The sequence below is a fragment of the Nonomuraea zeae genome (assembly GCF_005889725.1).
Classification (GTDB): Bacteria; Actinomycetota; Actinomycetes; order Streptosporangiales; family Streptosporangiaceae; genus Nonomuraea; species Nonomuraea zeae.
The window spans coordinates 108616-127093 of the sequence record NZ_VCKX01000001.1; the positions used below are offsets into that span (position 1 = coordinate 108616).

The 18478-nt window shown below is 68.9% G+C and carries 20 protein-coding genes; 9 read left to right on the plus strand and 11 right to left on the minus strand.

From position 1 onward, the window contains the following. Window positions 1-152 precede the first annotated feature (152 nt). Window positions 153-887 carry an SDR family NAD(P)-dependent oxidoreductase gene (locus tag ETD85_RS00390; protein ID WP_138687529.1) on the minus strand — a complete coding sequence of 245 codons (735 nt, stop codon included), beginning with the start codon at window positions 885-887 and terminating at the stop codon, window positions 153-155. 81 nt (window positions 888-968) lie between these two features. Between ETD85_RS00390 and ETD85_RS00395 the strand changes: the two genes are divergently transcribed. Next, window positions 969-1517, plus strand: a complete 549-nt coding sequence (locus ETD85_RS00395) for a TetR/AcrR family transcriptional regulator (RefSeq protein ID WP_240778693.1) — start codon at window positions 969-971, stop codon at window positions 1515-1517. 220 nt (window positions 1518-1737) lie between these two features. After that, window positions 1738-2268, plus strand: coding sequence for a pyridoxamine 5'-phosphate oxidase family protein (locus ETD85_RS00400; protein ID WP_138687530.1), 531 nt, complete (start codon window positions 1738-1740; stop codon window positions 2266-2268). 320 nt (window positions 2269-2588) lie between these two features. Here ETD85_RS00400 and ETD85_RS00405 read toward each other — a convergent pair whose 3' ends face one another. After that, the gene (locus ETD85_RS00405) at window positions 2589-3518 is read right to left on the minus strand and encodes a LysR family transcriptional regulator (RefSeq protein ID WP_138687531.1); all 930 of its coding nucleotides are present in this window, start codon (window positions 3516-3518) and stop codon (window positions 2589-2591) included. A 122-nt stretch (window positions 3519-3640) separates the two neighbouring features. On the opposite strand from ETD85_RS00405, the gene cnbZ reads away from it, so the two are divergent. The 4 genes from cnbZ to ETD85_RS00425 are packed head-to-tail and all read left to right on the plus strand — an operon-like array spanning window position 3641 to window position 7493. Continuing rightward, window positions 3641-4411 (plus strand): 2-amino-5-chloromuconate deaminase CnbZ, encoded by a 771-nt coding sequence (gene cnbZ, locus ETD85_RS00410; protein WP_138687532.1) that lies wholly within the window; start codon window positions 3641-3643, stop codon window positions 4409-4411. After that, a complete protein-coding gene (locus tag ETD85_RS00415; RefSeq protein ID WP_138687533.1) occupies window positions 4408-5238 on the plus strand; it encodes a fumarylacetoacetate hydrolase family protein in 831 nt (276 codons plus the stop codon). The genes cnbZ and ETD85_RS00415 overlap by 4 nt, the downstream gene beginning before the upstream one ends. Continuing rightward, on the plus strand, window positions 5235-6182 hold the full coding sequence (locus ETD85_RS00420) for a serine/threonine dehydratase (RefSeq protein WP_138687534.1): 948 nt from the start codon (window positions 5235-5237) through the stop codon (window positions 6180-6182). Before ETD85_RS00415 ends, ETD85_RS00420 begins: the two co-directional genes overlap by 4 nt. A gap of 42 nt (window positions 6183-6224) precedes the next feature. Then, window positions 6225-7493, plus strand: a complete 1269-nt coding sequence (locus tag ETD85_RS00425) for an MFS transporter (RefSeq protein WP_240778700.1) — start codon at window positions 6225-6227, stop codon at window positions 7491-7493. 186 nt (window positions 7494-7679) lie between these two features. Here the strand turns inward: ETD85_RS00425 and ETD85_RS00430 are convergent, their stop codons facing one another. Beyond that, the gene (locus ETD85_RS00430; protein WP_138687536.1) at window positions 7680-8621 is read right to left on the minus strand and encodes a quinone oxidoreductase family protein; all 942 of its coding nucleotides are present in this window, start codon (window positions 8619-8621) and stop codon (window positions 7680-7682) included. Between the two features lie 141 nt (window positions 8622-8762). Here ETD85_RS00430 and ETD85_RS00435 point away from each other — a divergent pair, with 141 nt between their 5' ends. Then, window positions 8763-9215, plus strand: coding sequence for a MarR family winged helix-turn-helix transcriptional regulator (locus tag ETD85_RS00435; protein WP_138687537.1), 453 nt, complete (start codon window positions 8763-8765; stop codon window positions 9213-9215). A 111-nt stretch (window positions 9216-9326) separates the two neighbouring features. Here the strand turns inward: ETD85_RS00435 and ETD85_RS00440 are convergent, their stop codons facing one another. Further along, window positions 9327-10298, minus strand: coding sequence for an acyltransferase domain-containing protein (locus ETD85_RS00440; RefSeq protein WP_138687538.1), 972 nt, complete (start codon window positions 10296-10298; stop codon window positions 9327-9329). A gap of 59 nt (window positions 10299-10357) precedes the next feature. Here ETD85_RS00440 and ETD85_RS65395 point away from each other — a divergent pair, with 59 nt between their 5' ends. Beyond that, window positions 10358-10738, plus strand: a complete 381-nt coding sequence (locus ETD85_RS65395; protein ID WP_240778702.1) for a hypothetical protein — start codon at window positions 10358-10360, stop codon at window positions 10736-10738. Window positions 10739-10799: 61 nt separating this feature from the next. Beyond that, on the plus strand, window positions 10800-11198 hold the full coding sequence (locus tag ETD85_RS00450) for a VOC family protein (protein ID WP_138687539.1): 399 nt from the start codon (window positions 10800-10802) through the stop codon (window positions 11196-11198). Between the two features lie 24 nt (window positions 11199-11222). Here ETD85_RS00450 and ETD85_RS00455 read toward each other — a convergent pair whose 3' ends face one another. From ETD85_RS00455 to ETD85_RS00485, 7 genes are all read right to left on the minus strand, one after another. Continuing rightward, window positions 11223-11822 carry a DUF6461 domain-containing protein gene (locus ETD85_RS00455; protein WP_138687540.1) on the minus strand — a complete coding sequence of 200 codons (600 nt, stop codon included), beginning with the start codon at window positions 11820-11822 and terminating at the stop codon, window positions 11223-11225. A gap of 153 nt (window positions 11823-11975) precedes the next feature. Then, window positions 11976-12599, minus strand: a complete 624-nt coding sequence (locus ETD85_RS00460) for a DAK2 domain-containing protein (protein WP_138687541.1) — start codon at window positions 12597-12599, stop codon at window positions 11976-11978. A gap of 3 nt (window positions 12600-12602) precedes the next feature. Then, window positions 12603-13604 (minus strand): dihydroxyacetone kinase subunit DhaK, encoded by a 1002-nt coding sequence (locus tag ETD85_RS00465; RefSeq protein ID WP_138687542.1) that lies wholly within the window; start codon window positions 13602-13604, stop codon window positions 12603-12605. Between the two features lie 37 nt (window positions 13605-13641). Next, a complete protein-coding gene (locus ETD85_RS00470; RefSeq protein ID WP_206057996.1) occupies window positions 13642-14721 on the minus strand; it encodes an ABC transporter permease in 1080 nt (359 codons plus the stop codon). Further along, the gene (locus ETD85_RS00475; protein ID WP_138687543.1) at window positions 14718-15767 is read right to left on the minus strand and encodes an ABC transporter permease; all 1050 of its coding nucleotides are present in this window, start codon (window positions 15765-15767) and stop codon (window positions 14718-14720) included. Before ETD85_RS00475 ends, ETD85_RS00470 begins: the two co-directional genes overlap by 4 nt. Next, window positions 15764-17266, minus strand: a complete 1503-nt coding sequence (locus tag ETD85_RS00480) for a sugar ABC transporter ATP-binding protein (protein WP_138687544.1) — start codon at window positions 17264-17266, stop codon at window positions 15764-15766. Before ETD85_RS00480 ends, ETD85_RS00475 begins: the two co-directional genes overlap by 4 nt. Before the next feature lie 55 nt (window positions 17267-17321). Next, window positions 17322-18362: a substrate-binding domain-containing protein gene (locus ETD85_RS00485; protein ID WP_240778704.1), complete on the minus strand. Its 1041-nt coding sequence runs from the start codon at window positions 18360-18362 to the stop codon at window positions 17322-17324. Window positions 18363-18478 lie beyond the last annotated feature (116 nt).

The following is an 18478-nucleotide window of genomic DNA, read 5'->3' on the forward strand; positions in this document are numbered from 1 at the left end:
AGGTGCAGTCCGACGTACCTCTTGACCGGGTCGGAGGTCCTCAGCGAGACGGCCGCGCCGGGGGCCGAGCAGCCCGCGGCCCTGCGATTCCGGGCCTCCGGCAAGAGCAGGGGCCTGAGTCCGAAGAGAACCCGAGAGTCAGAGCCGGGACATCAGGCCGTCGCTCCGGCGTCCACCGTGATGGCCGTCCCGGTGATGGTGCGACCGGCCGGGCCCACCAGGTGGAGGACGGTGGCCGCGATGTCGTCCGGGGTGCCGTAGCGGCCGAGGGCGGTGTAGGAGCGTTCGGTGTCGGCGTCGGGGCCGTCGGCGGGATTCATCTCGGTGTCGGTGGAGCCGGGGTGGACGAGGTTGGCCGTGATGTCGCGGTGGCCGAGGTCGCGGGCGAGGCCCTTGGTGAGGCCGATCAGGGCGGACTTGCTCATCGAGTAAAGAGTCCAGCCGGGGTAGGGGACGCGTTCGGCCAGGCTGCTGCCGATGTTCACGATCCGCCCGCCGGCCGGCAGGTGGCGGGCGGCGGCCTGCGACGTGAGGAAGGCGGCTCTGGCGTGGATGGCGAGGGTGCGGTCGAGCTCGTCCAGGCTGACCTCCTCCAGCGGGCCGAACGGGGCGATCCCGGCGTTGTTCACCAGGATGTCGAGGCGGCCGAAGGTTGAGACGGTGCGGGCGACGGCTGCCTGGAGCGCCTCGGCGTCGCTTGCCTCGGTGGCCGTCGCCAGGCCGCGGCGGCCGAGCGCCTCGATCTCCTTGACCACGGCTTCCGCCCGGCTCGCCGCTGTCGCGTAGGTGATCGCCACATCGGCGCCCGCTTCGGCCAGGCGGCGGGCGATGGCCGCGCCGATGCCCCTGCTGCCGCCGGTGACGAGTGCGACCTTGCCATCGAGCATGAGTCCTCCACTATGCGGAACTGATTCCGCTTAACAGTATCCGGAACGCGTTCCGTTTATCAATGCCGATAGAGTGCAGGCGTGGCACGGGAGCGGGCTGACGCCGCCAGGAACCGCGCGAAGATCCTTGCCGCGGCCGCAGAGATCGTCGCCACCGCGGGCATGGACGGGCTGGCGATGGCCGACGTCGCGGCCGCCTCGGGCGTCGGGGTCGGAACGCTGTACCGGCGGTTCGGCGACAGGTCGGGGCTGGCGTATGCGCTCATCGACGAGAAGGAGCGCGAGTTCCAGCAGGCGTTCCTGACCGGCCCTCCCCCGCTGGGGCCCGGGGCGCCGGCGATCGAGCGGGTACGCGCCTTCCTCCAGGCGCTGACCGATCGCACCTTCGCCCAGCTCGACCTGCTGCTGATGGCCGAGACCGCCGGGGAGTTCGCGCGTTTCGGCGGGGCGTACGAGGCATACCACCAGCACCTGGCCCTGCTGATCGCCCAGATCAAGCCGGAGGCGGACGCGGGGTTCCTCGCCGATGCCCTGCTCGCGCCGATCGCGGCCAACCTGATCGCTCACCGGGGCCGCGAGGCCTCCGCGGTGAAGGCGGGCTTCGATGCGCTGCTCGCGGGCCTCGGGTAGCGACGCTTTCCCGTTCTGTTAGGCATCGGCCGGAATCGAGGCCAGGCCGCCGTCGCCGGGGCAGGCTCCGGAACACCCACGAGCGTCCACGCCGGTCTGGGCAGCCGGGGACCGATGAGAAAAACATGACACAGGGTGTCGGGTATTGGATCAATCATGGGTTCACCGGTCGGCACCGACGTGGGGGTGGACCGGGCCCCATGAACAGACAAGGACCGCAATGCGCGAAACACCACAAGATCTCAAAGAGCTTCAAGCTCTCCTCGACGCCTCGCTCTCCCGCTCCACCTCGCACCTCCGCTCGATCATCAACACCGAGCGCACGCTGACCGCGGAGCAACTCACCCAGGTCCTCACCGGCATGTGCACCCTCGCCCTGTCCACCGTGACGGCCAAGGGCGAGCCGCGGATCAGCGGTGTGGACGGGCACTTCCTGCACGGGAAGTGGCACTTCGGCACGGCGCGCGACGCCGCCAAGGCCCGCCATCTCGCCGCCCGCCCCGCCGTCAGCGCCGCGCACATGCGCGGGGAGGACCTGGGCGTGTTCACGCACGGCACGGTGGAGATCCTCAACCCCCGGCACGGCGAGCCGGCCGCGGACTGGCCGGAACTGCTCGCCTACTTCAAGGACTTCTACGGCGACGACCTCTTCGACTGGGACAACGACGTGGTCTACTACCGGCTGCATCCGCACTGGATGACCGTCTACGCGCCCGACCTCGACAAGCTCACCGGGGCGGCCCGGTCCTGAGCGGAAGGACGAAGGTTGACTGCGTTCGTACGGGACGTCGCGAGTATGGAGTCGAAGCCGACCGGCTGAAGGTCGATCGCATCCTGGGACTGGGCGCGACGCTTTCCTGTTCCGTGGACATGGGGACCGCCATGTGACCCTGATCGATCTCAAGTCCAGACTCTGACGGCACGCGAGCATCGCGGACAGCCACCTGGCCCTCGTGCTCCAGGGAGTACCTGATCCCCTGCCTCGATCAGCCGCTCGCGCCGGCCGGGCCTCCGGCGGCGGGGTACTGCGGGGTAAGCCGGAGTGAGCCTGCGCCTACGGCAACACGCCACTCATCTCGTCGGCCCCTCTCCCCGCCCTCCCCGCGACGGACCGCGCAACGCGGCCACCAAGGCGTCGGAGACCACCGTCAGAGCCGGGGAACCGGTCGCCGCGAGCCCGCTGATCAGGGTGATACGGGTGCTCGTGAGTCGCCGATCGTTGATCGGGACCGCGGTGAGCAGCCCAGCCTCCAGCTCGGGGCGAGCACCTTCGAGCGGCATGAAGATCGCCACCCCCGTGCGGACGGCGAGTTCGCGCAGGAGGGCCAGTGAGTTGGTCTCGTAGGCGACGATCAGCCGGACGTGGTGTCCGGCGGCGGCTCGTTCGACCTCCTGCCGGATGCCGAAGGACTTGTCCGGAAGTGCGAGCCGCACGTCGAGCAGGTCGCGCAGGTCGCAGTTCGGCCGAGCCGCCAGCGGATGGCCCGGCTCCACCATGACGAACAGCGGCAGGGGCCGGGTCGCCAGCTCCGTCACGTCGGAGCGCGGGACCGGGCCGAAGACCAGGCCGAGATCGGCCCGGCTCTCGGCGACGAAGGCCGCCACATCGTTGGAACCCGCCGCCACCACGTTGACTTCGATGTCCGGGTGGGTGTGCGCGACCTTGGCCAGAGCCTCGGGAACGAAGCTGCTGAGCGGCGCCTCGACCGTGGCCACGCTGACCCGGCCGCCCGTCCTGTGCCGGTCGGAGCCGAACTCCATGTGCAGCCGTTCGGCCGTCGCCAGTTGCTGATCGGCGAATCCGAGCAGCACCTCACCCGCAGCGGTGAGCGTCATGCCCTTGGGCCCGCGATTGAACAGCTCGACGCCGAGGTGCTCCTCCAGGAGACGCAACTGCCGGCTGATGGCGCTGGGCGCGATGAACAGGTGATCCGCGGCACGGGCGATGGAGCCGGTCCGGGCCACTTCGCGGAAGTAGCGCAACGCTGCGGTCTCCAGCATGCCCCGCCTCCCTGCCTTGCTCGCACCATGCGAAAAATTAGCATGCGTGCCGCGAAATTTGCTAATAGCGATCTAGTCCTCCGAATGACAGTCTGTCCTGCATTCGAAAGGAGCAGACTGAAATGTTGCGTTCGGCCGGACCAGAATCCGGCTATCTATACCTGCCCGGTGTCTCCCAGTACTCGGCGGGTGTCGTGGCCGAGCCGGGCCACGGCATCGCCCGGGTCCGGTTCCCGACGCCCGTGCCGCTCGCCGCCGCGTTCAGCACGGCGGAAAGTATCCTCGGCGCGGCCGGCCGGCCGCTGACGGCACTGTGCTCGTGGGAGCTGCGGTCGCCCGAGCCGTTCACGGAGTCGTCGTTCAGCTCGTTCAACACGGAGTACATCGCGCTGTTGGACAAGTGGGGGCTGATCGGATCGGACGGCGCCAACCCGGTGGCACGCAGCAATGTCTGCCCGACCGTGAACCCGGTGCCGGAGCCGAGTGCGCACGCGTTCGCGTTCACCGTACGGACGGAGGCCGACACCGTTCAGTACGTGGTGTCGGGCAGCGCCGAGTCTCCTGAGGGCCTCGGCGACTATCGCGACCACATGATCGCCTATCAGGACATGTCCGCCGAGGGCCTGCTGTCCAAGGTGCGGTTCGTGACCGCCGCGCTCAAGAGCCGGATGGACGGGCTCGGCGTCTCGGGTCACGCCCCCCAGGTCGTCCAGGTCTACACGGTCCACGACGTCCAGGCGCTGCTGGCCCGCGAGGTGATGAATCCGCTGCGCAGCACGGACGGCCTCACCTGGCATCCGCACCGCCCGCCCGTCGTCGACCTCGAGTACGAGATGGACTGCCGCACGGTGGGTGCCGAATACCTCGCCGGATCTGGAGGGATCGCCTCATGAAACTCGTACGCCACTGGTCGGGCGAGACGGTGCGGCCCGGCCTCATCGACGGCTCGGGGCAGCTCAGGGACCTGTCCGGGCACGTCACGGATCTCGCGGGCGAGACGCTGGGACGCGCCGGGATCGAGCGCCTGGCCGCGCTCGACGAGGAGTCGCTGCCGGTGGTCCCCGGCGAGGCACGACTCGCAGCGCCCGTCGCGGGAACGCGGAACTTCATCGCCGTAGGGCTGAACTACCGCGATCACGCCCAGGAGACGGGCATGGACGTTCCGGCGGAGCCTGTCCTGTTCAGCAAGGCGGCCGGCGCTCTTTCCGGCCCGTACGACGATGTGATCATTCCACCCGGCGCCACCCAGGTCGACTGGGAGCTCGAGCTGGCCATCGTCGTCGGAGAGCGGGTCTACCGCGCCGATGAGGCCGAGGCGGAGCGCGCGATCGCGGGCTACTGCATCTGCAACGACGTCTCCGAACGCCACTGGCAGATGGGCGGCACGGGCCAGTGGCTGAAAGGCAAGAGCGCGCCGACGTTCGGCCCGCTGGGCCCGTGGCTCGTCACCACCGAGGAGATGCGCGACGTGTCCGGCCTCGCGATGTCGCTGACCTTGAACGGCGACGTCATGCAGAGCAGCAGCACCAAGGAGATGATCTTCCCGCCGGCATTCCTGCTCTCCTACGTCTCACGGTTCATGGTCCTGGAGCCGGGGGACGTCGTGACGACCGGCACGCCCGCGGGGGTCGGGCTGGCGCATGGCCGCTACCTGCGGCCCGGTGATGTCATGCGCCTGGACATAGAGGGGCTCGGTCACCAGCGGCAGGTCGTCCGGTGAGTCTTCCCGTCGTGGCCGAGGACATCCGCGCGGCACAGAGGCGGATATCCGGCCACTGCCGCCGGACGCCGACCATCGAGGTGCGCGGGGACGACTTCGGCATCGCGCACGACATGACCATGAAGCTGGAGTTGCTGCAGCACACCGGCTCCTTCAAGCCGCGTGGCGCCTTCAACAACATGCTGGTGGAGATCGCCGGTTTCGGGGAGGCGGGCGTCGCGGCGGCCTCGGGCGGCAACCACGGCATCGCCGTCGCGTACGCCGCACGCCGCCTCGGCGTCACCGCGACGATCTTCGTCCCGGCCACGGTCAGTCCTTTGAAGCTGGCGGCCATAGCGGAGCTGACCGATCGAGTGGTCGTGTCCGGGGACGACTACGACGAGGCCCAGCAAGCCTGCGCCGCCTACGTGCGCGACTCCGGCGCACACGAGGTGCACCCCTACGGAGTGGCCGCGACGGTCGCCGGCCAGGGGACCATCGCCCTGGAGTGGGACGAGCAGGCGCCGGGACTCGACACAGTCCTCGTCGCCGCAGGCGGAGGAGGGCTCGTCTCGGGGCTCGCGTCGTGGTGGCACGGCCACCGGGTCAAGGTCGTGGGGGTCGAGCCCCGCGGCTCCCGTGCTCTACACGCCGCGCTCGAAGCCGGGGGTCCCGTGGATGTGGCGGTCGCCTCCGTGGCGGCGGACTCCCTGGGCCCGCGAAACGTCGGAGACCTCGTACACCGCATCTGCTCACAGGCCGTCTCGGACGTCGTCCTGGTCGACGATGACGACATCGTCCGCGCCCAGGCGGCGCTGTGGCGCAGCCTGCGGCTCCCGGTGGAAGCGGGTGGCGCGACCGCGCTGGCCGCCCTCCTCAGTGCCGCCTACCGGCCCCGCCCCGGTGAGCGTGTCGGCGTGCTGGTGTGCGGCGGGAACGTCGATCCTCGTCTGCTGAACCCTTGAGAGGCCCCCATGCCCCCTGCCTCGGTTTCTCCGTCTCCCCTGGTGACCGGCGCGCTCTTCCGCAAGGTGTCGTTGCGGATCGTCCCGCTGATCTTCCTCGGCTATCTGCTCGCCTTCCTGGACCGCATCAACCTCGGCTTCGCCAAGTTGAAGATGCTCGACGCGCTGGGATTCAGCGAACTCGTCTACGGCCTCGGGGCCGGCCTCTTCTTCGTGGCCTACATCGTGTTCGAGGTGCCCAGCAACGTCATCATGCAGAAGACCAGCGCGCGCTGGTGGCTGGCCAGAATCATGATCACCTGGGGGGTTCTGTCCGGCCTGACGGCGTTCGTCACCGATGTCTGGCAGTTCTACGCCCTCAGGTTCCTGCTCGGCGCGGCGGAGGCGGGCTTCGTTCCCGGCGTGCTGCTCTATCTCACCCAGTGGTATCCCTCTCAGCGACGCGCTCGCGTCATCGGATTCTTCCTCATCGGTCTGCCCGCCGCTTCGCTGGTGGGAGGACCCTTGTCCGGGTGGATCATGTCGCGGTTCGAGGGAGTCAACGGCTGGATGGGATGGCAGTGGCTGTTCCTCCTGGAGGCCGCTCCGGCCGTTGTGCTGGGCCTGCTGTTCCCGTTCGTGCTCGCGTCGAGCGTGCAGACGGCCCGGTGGCTCACCGATGACGAGAAGGGACAGCTGGCGGCGGTCCTGCGGGCCGATCGGGACGCGCTTCCAGCGCAGGGGCACGACCTCGGAGCCGCGTTCAGGTCGGGGCGCGTGTGGCGGCTGGGGCTGGTCGCCTTCAGTTTCCTGACCGCCACGTACACCATCAGCTTCTGGCTGCCGTCCATCCTGCAGGAGGCGGGGGCGGGCGGGGCCACGGCCATCGGCTGGCTCACCACGATTCCGAGCGCCTGCGGCATCGTGGCGCTTCTGCTCAACGGGTTCCTGTCGGACCGGGCGCGAGAGCGCCGCCGCCACATCATCGTGCCCTTCGCCCTGGCGATCGCCGGGCTGGCGGGCGCCATCGCGACGGATGGCTCTGTCCTCCTTGTCACGTTGACGATCACGCTGGCCAATATCGGGATCGTCGCCAGTTACCCCGTCTTCTGGTGCCTGCCCGGGATCTTCCTTCAGGGAGCCGCCGCCGCGGCGGGGATGGCGCTCATCTCGTCGATCGGCAACCTCGGCGGATTCGTCGCCACGTACGCGCTCGCCTGGATGAAGGACCTGACCGGAAGCGCGACGAGCGGGTTCGTCACCGCGATCGTCCTTCTGGCCATCAGCATCGTCATCATCCACCGGCTCCCGGCCGCGGAAGTGAACCGGTGAACGGCACGTGCCGCCCGCATGGCTGAACTTGTGCTCGATCTTGGTTGCGGGTCATGCGGCGGCCCGGCGCTCTCTCCACGATCACCGGGTCCCAGCCGATGCGCCGCGGGCCGATCGCCGTCGCGATGCCGCTGACGCCGAGGCCGACGGCCAGGGCCCGGGGTCATGGCTTCCTTCTCCATCCGGCTACGGGACGAAGACGATGCGCTCCTCGGTCTCGGCGGCCCACGCCTGCGTGACCTGGGCGAGGGGTACGGCACGGGCCCGTACGTCGATCGCGCCCGCGGTCACCGATGAGGCCAGCTCCGGCAGCTCGGCGATGAAGTCGCGGGCGGGGACCGAGCCGATGCCGCTGCCGACGATCTGCAGGCGGGCGGAGCGCAGTGCCGCTGAGGGGATCGGCGCGCTCTGACCGGCGACGGATCCGATCTGGATCCAGGTCAGCGGGGTGGTGCGGTCGGCGCGGGCGGTGAGCATCGGGATCATGGCGCCGGCGGCGGGTTCACCCCACACGTAGTCGATGACCACGTCGACGTCGGCCGCGTGGCCGATCTCCCCGTGGCCGATCTGGTCGAAGGTGATCGTCTCGTCGGCGCCGAGCGCGGCCAGCGCCTTCAGGCGGGTGGCGTCGCGGCCGGCCGCGATGACCTGGGCGGCGCCGAACAGCTTGGCGATCTGGACCGCCATCCGTCCGGCGTTGCCGGTGGCGCCGAGGACGAGGACGCGCTGACCGGCGTGGAAGTCGACGCGGCGGCGCAGCGCGACCCAGGACGACATGGCCGGGTTCATCGCGGCGGCGATCTGCACGGGGTCGATGCCGCCGGGCAGGATCACGCTGCGGCGAGGGTCGATGAGGGTGCGGTCGGCGAACGTCCCCAGCGCCGTGTCGTCCAGGACCACGTAGCGGAGGTTGCCCTCCTGGTCGCGTACGACGCCGTCGACGCCGGGGACGAGCGGGTACCTCCCGCTGCTGGTGTAGTGCGAGCCGTTCGCCTTGGACCTGGTCAGGTGATGCAGGCCCGCCGCGAGCACCTCGACGACCAGCTCGTCGCCGTTGTGTGGCGCGGGGTCGGGGTGGTCGCGATAGACCGGAGGGGCGTCGGCGGCCCGGATGACGGCAGCGTGCATGGTGACCTCCAGAAGACAGATGGTTTGCATTTCCAACCATCGCCATAATGGTTGGAAATGCAAACCATGTCAACCGCGCCGGCCTTTCCACGCGTTTCGGCATGGTTGGTCATTCCAACCATGTCGAACTAGCATGGCGGCATGACCAGCGCCGACGATGTCATGGACGCCCTCGTCCGGACCACCTTCGAGGTGGCAGGCGTGCTGACCCGCATCGGTGGCGAGCACGACCTGTCGCTCACCCAGCTACGCGTGCTCGGCATCCTCCGTGACCGCCGCGCCCGCGTCACCGAACTGGCCGCCTATCTCGGCCTGGACAAATCCACGATGTCCACCCTCATCGCCCGCGCCGAGCGCCGGGGGCTGCTGACCCGCGGCAAGAATCCCCATGACGGCCGGGTCGTCGAGGTGTACATGACTCCAGCCGGGCTCGAGCTCGCCAAGCGCGTGGAGGACGACATCCGGCGCGCCCTGGGGCCCGCGACCGGACGTCTGGACTCTGAGCAGGTCGATCGGCTGGTCAACCTGCTCGACGTCGTCTCGGCCCGCTCGTCGGGTACGCCCGCCGTACCGGGGCCGACGGCCGCGCTCTGACCGAACAGGGCCACGGACGGTTCCTGAGGTCTGCGGCGTTCACCCCGTCGAGGCGGTGCGCCTCAGGCCACCAGGCCCCTGCGGTGGGCGTAGACCGCTGCCCGCACGCGGTCAGGCAGGTCGAGCTCGGTGAGGAGGCTGAATCGGGAAGCGGCCGCGGCGCCAGCGCCAGTGGCGGCCGGCCTTCAGGTGGTCGACGATCGCGCGCTGGAGCGTGGTGCGGCGCGGCAGCTGGTCGAGCGGCGTGGTCAGGGTGCGGAACACGAACCGCGCCGCCTCGACGTCGGCGTCCAGCCCTTCCGGCTCCTCGTAGGGCTCCAGCTCGAACCTCCGCTGGAACTGGACGATGTTGGAGTCGCCGGGCAGGTACTCCAGTAACTGCGGGTCGAGCAGCCACGAGCCGCAGGCGAACTCCGTGTAGCGCTCGTCGGGAAAGTGGCGCGGGAAGAACGCGCGGGCCTCGTCGAGCGACGCCGCGACCGCCTCCGGGGTCATCGGTCCCGACTCGGGGATGTGCAGGTCGATGGTGGTGCCGCCGCGATGGTGCTGCAGCCGGCCCAGCTCGTAGATGCCGCCGCGCGCGTGCAGCGTCAGCCAGCTCTGCATGACCGGCCAGCCCTCGCGGTTCATCCGCCGGTCGATCGCGAGGTTCCGGCCCAGGTCGGCGAGGGTCACCCAGGACACGGCATCGGCGATGCCGTGGTCGCGGTGGTATCCCCTGACGACGTCGACCAGGGCCAGGTACGCGTACACGTAGAGGTGCCGCCAGGCGGGGCCCCGGTCGCGCGGCAGCTCCGGACCGGGCGACAGCCAGCCGTGGCCTCCGAGATCGGCGCGGACCAGGGCGATCGAGCGGTCGAGCAGCCAGCGCAGCTCCGGAGTCCACAGTGGCGAGCCCGGGTCGGGCCAGCCCGCCATGATCTCGGCGGCGTCGTCCGGCCGCACCGCGAGCCGGTCGAGGATCGCGGGCGCGTCGGCCTTTGCGGGCAGCGGAGCCGACGGCCGGTCGCCGGCGAGCCGGTGCACACGGTCGACGTCCTCGACGGGTACCCCGAGCCGGGCGGCGGTGTCGTCCAGATCCATGCGGACGATCCTATGATCACCGGCAACGCCACGGAGAAGGGTCAAGGAACCTCTCCTCGGTGCGAGAGGACCGGGAGCAGGTCACCAACTGCCTCACCCCCTGGCGAGACTGCCTCTGGGGTTCCCCGCGCAGCGCGCTGCCTGCGCGCCCGGCGACCAGCTCACCCCGGCCGCGCAGGCGGCCCTCAAGCCGGGTGACCGCATGGTCTCCTCGAACGGCCAGAAGATCGGCCGTCTGGCACGCGGCCTTCTCCGGCGAGGAGCGCGACCCCGAGGGCCCGGTGGGCATGGTCGGCGCGGGCCGCTTGGACGGCGAGATCCTGAGCTCCGGCTGCCGCTCGACGGCGGGCACATCGCGGGCGGCGGCGCTGGCGATGATGATCATGGCAGGCCTGCTCGTCCACGCCGACCTGGTCAACCCGCTCACACTGACGAGCTGACTTCGACCGTATTTTGGGGGGACGGCTGTTCTCCTGGCGGGCCGGCAGAGAGAATGTCGCCATGATCGGTCACATCGGGATCAACGTTCCTGATCTGCAGACCGCCAAGAGCTACTACGACGTTTTTATGCCGTTGCTGGGCTTCGAGGAGTTCTTCAGCACCGAGGACGAGTTCTCCTACCGTCCGGCCGGCGGGAAGCCAGGCGCCTACCTGTTCATCTACCCCGCGAGCGAGCCGGGTGACTACTCCCGGCACCGTGCCGGGCTACAGCACGTCGCCTTCATGGTGAGCAGCCGGTCGGTGGTCGAGAAGGTGCATGAACGGGTCACTGAGCTTGGGGCCACCGTGCTGCACGAGCCCCGCGTGTTTCCGGAGTACCCGCAGCCCTACTACGCGACCTTCTGGCTCGACCCGTTCGGCATCATGCTGGAGGCCGTCTGCCACCACGATCGGGATTGATGTCGACGGAGGACGAATCCGCGCTCAACGGCGGTTCACCTTCGCCTGCAGTTGAGGACGGGCAAACCAGCCGGCATCGAGTCGCTGGCCGGTCAGCGACTCCAGGGTGGCCATCGCGGTCTCCCAGTCAGGGCCCGGGCCGGAGCGATCGTGGAGGTCGCGCAACGCATCGAGATGGCCGGTCAACGCCTCCGGGTCGGTCCCCCGCCGCTCCAGCGGGCGCAGCGTCTCCACCTCGGTGACCACCACGCCGTCCACGAGGTAGTAGAGCCTGCTGAAGTTGTTGATCAGCCAGAACACCGAATGAACTGTGGCGCCCTGGCTGAGCCGCCGCAACACGTCCTCCTCGGCGGTGGCGGTGCCGTACCCCACGACGATGACCGTGTCACCGCGCTGTTCGAGGAAGACCGTGTCATCGTCGTCATCGGCTTCAGCCGGCTGGTGCGGCGTCACGGTGTCCGGGTCACCGTGCAACCGGCGTACCGCCTCTTGCACCGTCAACCCCGCGTGGTGAGGCCGCACCACCGTCCAGCTCAGGTTTTCCCCGGGGCATGGCTGGAGATCGCTCAACTGCTCGAGCGTCCGCACGTAGTGCTCGATCTGCTCCGGTGTCGGGCCTGCCATGATCGTCTCCTTCGGAATCGCAGTCGCACGACCGTACTGCGCGAAGGGACCGGCGGCACAGGGCTCGCGACGCGCACTCCCGGGGTGGGCAAGCTCGAACGCACCACCGGCGAAGCACCCGAAGGCCCGCACCCGTCTGGTTTGCCCGCCCCCTTACCGCGTCGGCGAGGTGGCCTGCTGCCAGGATTGCAGGAATCGCCACATGGCGGTCGCGCCGGGATCCTGCAAACCGATGCTGCGTTCCTGCAGCCACGCCGCGCGCCCGCGCCGGGACTGGAGCGCGCGGGTGTCGACGACGGCCTTCTCCGCGACCGCGGTGGCCGCGTCCAGGCCGGCGGCGCCGTTCGTGGCGGCGCTCAGAGCGTCGGCGGCGGGCAGGATTACATCGACGATCGTCTTGTCCCCGAGCTGGGTCTTGCCGCGCTGGGCGATGTTGTCCCCGGCTGCGCGGACGAACCGGGCGGCGGCCGATACGTCGACGTCCTCGACGTCCACCCACGTCTTCGATCCGGCGAGCAGGCCCCCCGCGACGAGGGCGGCGAGCGTCGAGGGGTTGGCGTTGGCGAACGCCTTCGCGCACGCGCGGGCGATCTCCGGCGGCGTGACGTCCTCGGGCAGCGTGTCGAGCACCTCGATGACCGCGGCGGCTCCCAGCGAGACGGTGATGCCGAGGTCACCGTCACCCAGTGCCTGGTCGAGATCACGCAGCTCGTCGGCCACCTCGATGAGCTGCGAAAGGCTGCGCTTGATCGTTTCGATCAGCTCTGGCGAGCGCATGGTTCAGACCTCCAGGAAGAACGGCGAGGACGCCGGCGCGTTGAGCAGCTCGAGGCGGGCGTCGTCGAGCTTGAGCAGGGAAATCGAGGCTCCGGCCATCTCCAGGCTGGTCGCGTATTCGCCCACGTACTTCTTCTCGATCGACAGACCGTGCTCCGACAGCACCTGGTGCGCCCGGCGGTACATGACGTAGAGCTCTTCCAGGGGCGTGGCGCCGAGGCCGTTGACCAGTACGGCCACGCGATCGCCCGGGACCAGCTCCAGGTCCTTGACGAGCGCGTCGATGATCCGGTCGGTGATCGCGTCCGCCGTTTCGAGCGGACCCCGGTGGATGCCGGGCTCGCCGTGGATGCCGATGCCGACCTCCATCTCGCCTTCCGCCAGGGAGAAGCTCGGCTCTCCGGTGGTGGGCAGGACGGTCGGTGACAGGCCGATGCCCATGGTGGCAGTGTGCTCGACGACGTCCTCCGCGACCGCCGCGACCTGCTCAAGGCTGTCGCCCCGCTCGGCCGCGGCGCCGGCGGCCTTGTAGGCGAACATGATGCCGGCCACGCCGCGGCGCTCGTGCTTACGCTCCTTCGGCTGGCTGGCGACGTCGTCGCGGCCCAGCACCGTACGGGTCTCGATGTCGTCGAGCTCGGCCAGATCGGCGGCGAGGTCGAAGTTGAAGACGTCGCCACCGTAGTTGCCGTACAGATACAGCACGCCGGCTCCGCCGTTGACCGCCTTCGTGGCTTCGAAGCACTGCTGGGAGCTGGGCGAGCTGAAGACGTTCCCGATCGCCACACCCGAGCAGAGCCCCTTCCCGACATAGCCCTTGAACAGGGGCAGGTGACCCGAGCCGCCGCCCGTGACGATGCCCACCTTGCCGGTGACCGGCGCGTCGGCCCGGACCAGGATCCGCCGGTCGTCGCCGGGGATCTTCACCTGGTCGGGATGAGCCAGGACGATGCCCTCGATCATCTCGTCGACGAAATCACCGGGCTTGTTTATGATCTTCTTCACCGTTTTTCCTTTCCAGGTGAATAGGAGAATGCCGACGTCACGAGCTTGCGCGCCGGGCCGGTCGCCAGCGCACGGGCTTGGTCCACCGTCTGCGCACCTCGTCGTAGGTCATGACGGCGAGGAGGATGAGACCCTGCGCGATCGCGTACTCGTAGGCGGACAGCCGCATCGCCGTGAATCCGCTCGAAACGATCTGCAGCGTCAGAGTGGCCAGCACCACGCCGAAGACGGAGGCGAAGCCGCCCTTGGGATTGGTCCCGCCGAGCACGGCGATCACGATGACGAGCAGCACGTACGACGAGCCGTAGTCGGCGGATGCCGTCGGATTGCGGGCGATGAACAAGATGCCGGCGATGCCACCGAGCAAGCCGGTGAGCACGTAGGTGCTGAGCAGGATCCGGCGGTTGGCGATGCCCGAGTAGCGGGCGGCGGTCGGGTTGGCGCCCAGCAGCTGAATCCGCAGGCCGAGAGGCGTGCGAGAGATGAGCACGCCGAACGCGATCGCGACGACCGCGAAGAGGCCGAACAGGATCGGGATGCCGCCGACGGTCGACAGCCCGAGATTGGTCAGGGCCGACGGTGATCCGGACAGCGTCTTGCCTCCGGTCCAGGCGACCGCGATGCCGTTGTAGATCTGCATCGTGCCGAGCGTGGCCAGGATCGGGGTGATGCCGAGACCCGAGACGAGCAGGCCGTTGACCAGGCCGCCGGCCAGCCCGACGGCGAGGCCGGCGAGCACGATGAGCGGCGCCATCTGCTCGGCCTGGCCCGGATCTCCCGCGGCCAGCGTCGTGAACAGCGTCGACATGGTGATCGCCGACAGGTTCGCGATCGACACGAGCGACAGGTCGATGCCGCCGGTGAGCATCGCCAGCATCATCGCCAGCGAGATCACGCCGATCTCCGGTGCGGCGAGCGCGATGTTCTGCAGGTTCGTCGTGCTCAGGAACACGGCCGGGTTGAGCACCGAGAACAGCGCGAAGGCGATGATCAGCAGGATGAGCATGCGCCGCGCCCCGCCCTGCGGCGAGATCCGGTCGAGCAGGCGGACCCAGCCGGTGTCCAAGGTGGAGTTGAGTTTGCCCAGCGGGCCTTGCTCCAGCCGGGTGGTCTTCATGCCGTCACCTCTTGCCCGCTGTTGATCCTGATCCGGCCCCGGGCTCTCCAGGTGCCTCTGGCGGCGGCGAGCGCCTGCACCCCGACGCCGACGACCAGCAGGACGCCGACCGCGGTCCGCTGCCAGGCGCTGGGCACGCCGGCGAGGGTCAGGCTGTTGTTGATCACCTGGATCAGCAGCACGCCGAGGACCGTCCCGAGCACCGAGCCGCGGCCTCCGAAGATCGACGCGCCGCCGAGGACCACGGCCGCGATGATGTCGAGCTCGGTGCCGACGAGCTCATGGGGGTTCGCGCTGCGGCCCATGATCATGTAGATCATGCCGCCGGCCGCGGCCATCATGCCGACGATCACGTAGACCACGAGCTGGGTGCGGTTCACCCGGATGCCGGAGCGGCGTGCCGCGTCGAGGTCTCCGCCGATCGCGTAGATGCTCCGGCCGAACATGGTGCGCCGGAGCACCAAGCTGAGCGCGAGCGCCAGCGCCACGGCGGGGATCACCAGGAGGTGCAGGTACGCGCGTCCACCCGAGGTGGTGACTTCGATGAGGTTCGTCGTCGAGATCGCCGCCATCGGATCGGGCAGGTTGGCGATGTAACGCGAGCCGATGTAGGCGAGCAGGATGCCGTTGAAGATGCCCTGGGTGCCCAGGGTGACGATCAGCGTGGGCAGCCGGAACCTGGCGATCAGGAAGCCGTTGACCGACCCCAGCACCGCCCCGATGATCAGCGCGGTCACGAACGCCCCGGCGAGCCCGAGACCGAACGTGTCGCCGTCGAACACGGTCACCGTTGTATAGGCCGCGAAGACCGCGATCGCCGCGAACGACACGTCGATGCCACCCGAGATGATCACCATGAGCACGCCGAGTGCCAGGATCAGCGGCACGATCGAGCTGCGCAGGATGCCGAAGGCGGTCGGGAGCGAGAGGAACGCGGGATTCGCGATCGACATGCCCACGACCAGCACCACCAGGACGATCGCGAGGATGCCCTCGTTGTTGGATCCCCGCAGCCGGCGCAGGCTCAGGCCCCGGGAGCCGCTCATGCGGCCACCTTCTCCCGGATCGCCTCTACGGTGACCTCTCCTTCCTGGAGGACCTCGACGATGCGCCCGTGGCGCACGACGAGGACGCGGTGGCAGCACGCCACGAGCTCCGGAGCGTCGTCGGAGATGATCAAGATGCCCCTTCCTTCGGCGGCCTCGGACCGGAGGATGCCGAGGATCTCCGCCTTGGACCCGACGTCCACCCCGACGGTGGGGCCGTTGAGTATGAGGACACGGGGACGGCGCGCCAGCCATTTGGCGAGCACCACACGCTGCGCGTTGCCGCCGGACAGCGACCGCACCGGAGCGCGGGTGTCCGGCGCCTTGACGCGTAGCCGCTCGAAGAGGCCGTCGATCGTCTTGCGCACGGCGCGCCGATCGAGCAGCCGGCCCCGGTTCCTGTGCTGGTCCGGCGAGCCGGCGATGATGTTGTCGGAGATCGACTTGTCCAGGAACAGCCCTTCGGTGAGCCGGTCCTCGGGCACGTAGCCGATCCCCGCGCCGATCGCATCGCGAATCGATCGCAACCGGACCGGCCTGCCCTCGACCTTGACGGTGCCGGTGTCGTGCGGCAGGGCGCCGAAGAGCGACTCGGCGATCTCCGTACGCCCGGACCCGAGCAGCCCGGTGACGCCGAGGATCTCCCCGCGCCGCAGGGAGAAGGAGACGTCCTGGTACGCGCCGCGCAGCCCGAGCCGCTCGACTTCGAGCACGACGCCGGCATCCGGCCCCAGAGCCGTCACCTGCCGGGACTCGTCGAGTTCCCGGCCTGTCATGTGCCGGGCGATGGCCCTCGGGTCGAGGTCGTGCGCAGCGCCGGTGATGACGTGCTCGCCGGAGCGGAGCACGGTGACCCGCTGCGAGATCCGCAGGACTTCGTCCAGCTTGTGCGAGACGAAGATGAGGGCGACACCGCGGGAGCGCAGCCGCTCGACGACGGCGAAGAGCCGGTTCACCTCGGTGTGGGTGAGCGCCGTCGTAGGCTCGTCCATGATCAGCACGCGGGCGTCGTTGACGAGCGCGCGGCAGATCGCGGTCAGCTGCTTGTCGGCGACGGACAGCTGCTCGACGTCGGCGTCCAGATCGATGTCGAAACCGAGGTCGTCGACGATCGCCCGCGCGGCGGCCTGGGCGGCGCGCCCGCTGTAGAGGTGCCGCCGATCGGCGACGGCCGAGGTGAGCACGATGTTCTCGGCGACAGTGAGGTTCGGGAACAGCGAGAAGTCCTGATAGATCACCTGGATTCCGCGTTTGATAGCGTCCGTCGGATCCATCGACCGATAGCCGGTCCCGTCGATGACGATCTCGCCGGAGTCAGGCCGCTCCACTCCGGATATGATCTTGATGAGGGTTGACTTGCCGCTGCCGTTCTCGCCGGCCAGGCAGAGCACTTCGCCGGGCAGCACGTCGAGCGAGACACCGTTGAGTGCGGTGACACCGCCGTAGGTCTTGACGATGTCGCGCACCGCGAGGACGGGCGGGGGACTTGCAGGAGGCATGGTGAGCGCCTTTCCACTGAGGTCCGGCGGGCACCCCCCGGACCCCCTTCTGTGATCAGAAGTCGTACTTCTTGGCGGCTTCGGCGTCCGCCTCGATCGAGGCGTCACCGAGGAAGACGTTGTCGTAACCGTCGAGCTTCTTGAGGCTGTGGTAGCCCTCGATGCCGAGGTCCGTGCCGGGCTCGATCTTCCCGCCGGTCGAGAGGATGCGCGCGATCTCGAGCTGGGCCTTGCCTGCCAGCGCGGGGTCCCAGAAGAAGATCTTGTCGATCGAGCCGGTGGCGAGATACTTCGACGCGGCCGAGGGGATCGACGTGCCCATGACGCACACGTCCTTCTCCTTGCCCGCCTCTTCGATGGCCCGGGCGATGCCGGGAACGTCGTTGCCGGCCGAGCCCTGGAAGCCCTTGATGTTCGGGTACTTCGCGAGGATCTCCTTGGCCTTCTGGTAAGCGGCGGTCTCGTTGTCGGTGCTCTCGATCGGGTCCTCGACGCGCTTCATACCGGGGAAGTTCGCCTGCTGGAACTCGTGCGCGGCGCCGACCCATTCCATGTGGGTCTTGGCGGTCAGGCCACCGACGAACTGCACGTACTCGCCCTGGCCACTCATGCAGTCGCCCAGGCTCTTCATGATCTTCTGTCCGTAGACGGCGTTGTCGAAGGCCTCGATGTCCACGTCCACGTTCTTGATGCCGGTCGCCTCGTGCGAGACCGTGATGATGCCCTTGGCCTTGGCCTGCGTCAGCACGCTGCTGAGAGCTTCGGGGGAGTTGGGGACGACGGTTATCGCCGCGGGCTGCTGAGCGATGAGGTTCTGGATGATCTGGATCTGCTTCTCGGGGCTGACGTCGTCGCCGCCCTCGGTGCGGGTGTCAATGCCCTTCTCCTGCCCGTAGGCCTTGACGCCCTCATCCATCCGGTCGAACCACGCGATGCCCTTCACCTTGACAACGGTGACCATCGTGGTTCCCGACGTGGCGGTACGACTCGCGGCGCTCGGGGCGCCGGCGGCTCCGTCGTTCACGCTGCCGCAGCCTGTCAGCAGCAGGGCCAAGAGCCCGCCCGCCATGACCTGTTGTTTGCGCTTCCGCATCATTGCCGTCTCCTGTGCACGCGGGATCCTGAATGTGTGCATCGATGCCTCGATGTGGGCACACACTAGGCGTTAAGGAAGTGTATGTCGAGAGTTTCCAATGAATTTCCACCCGATTA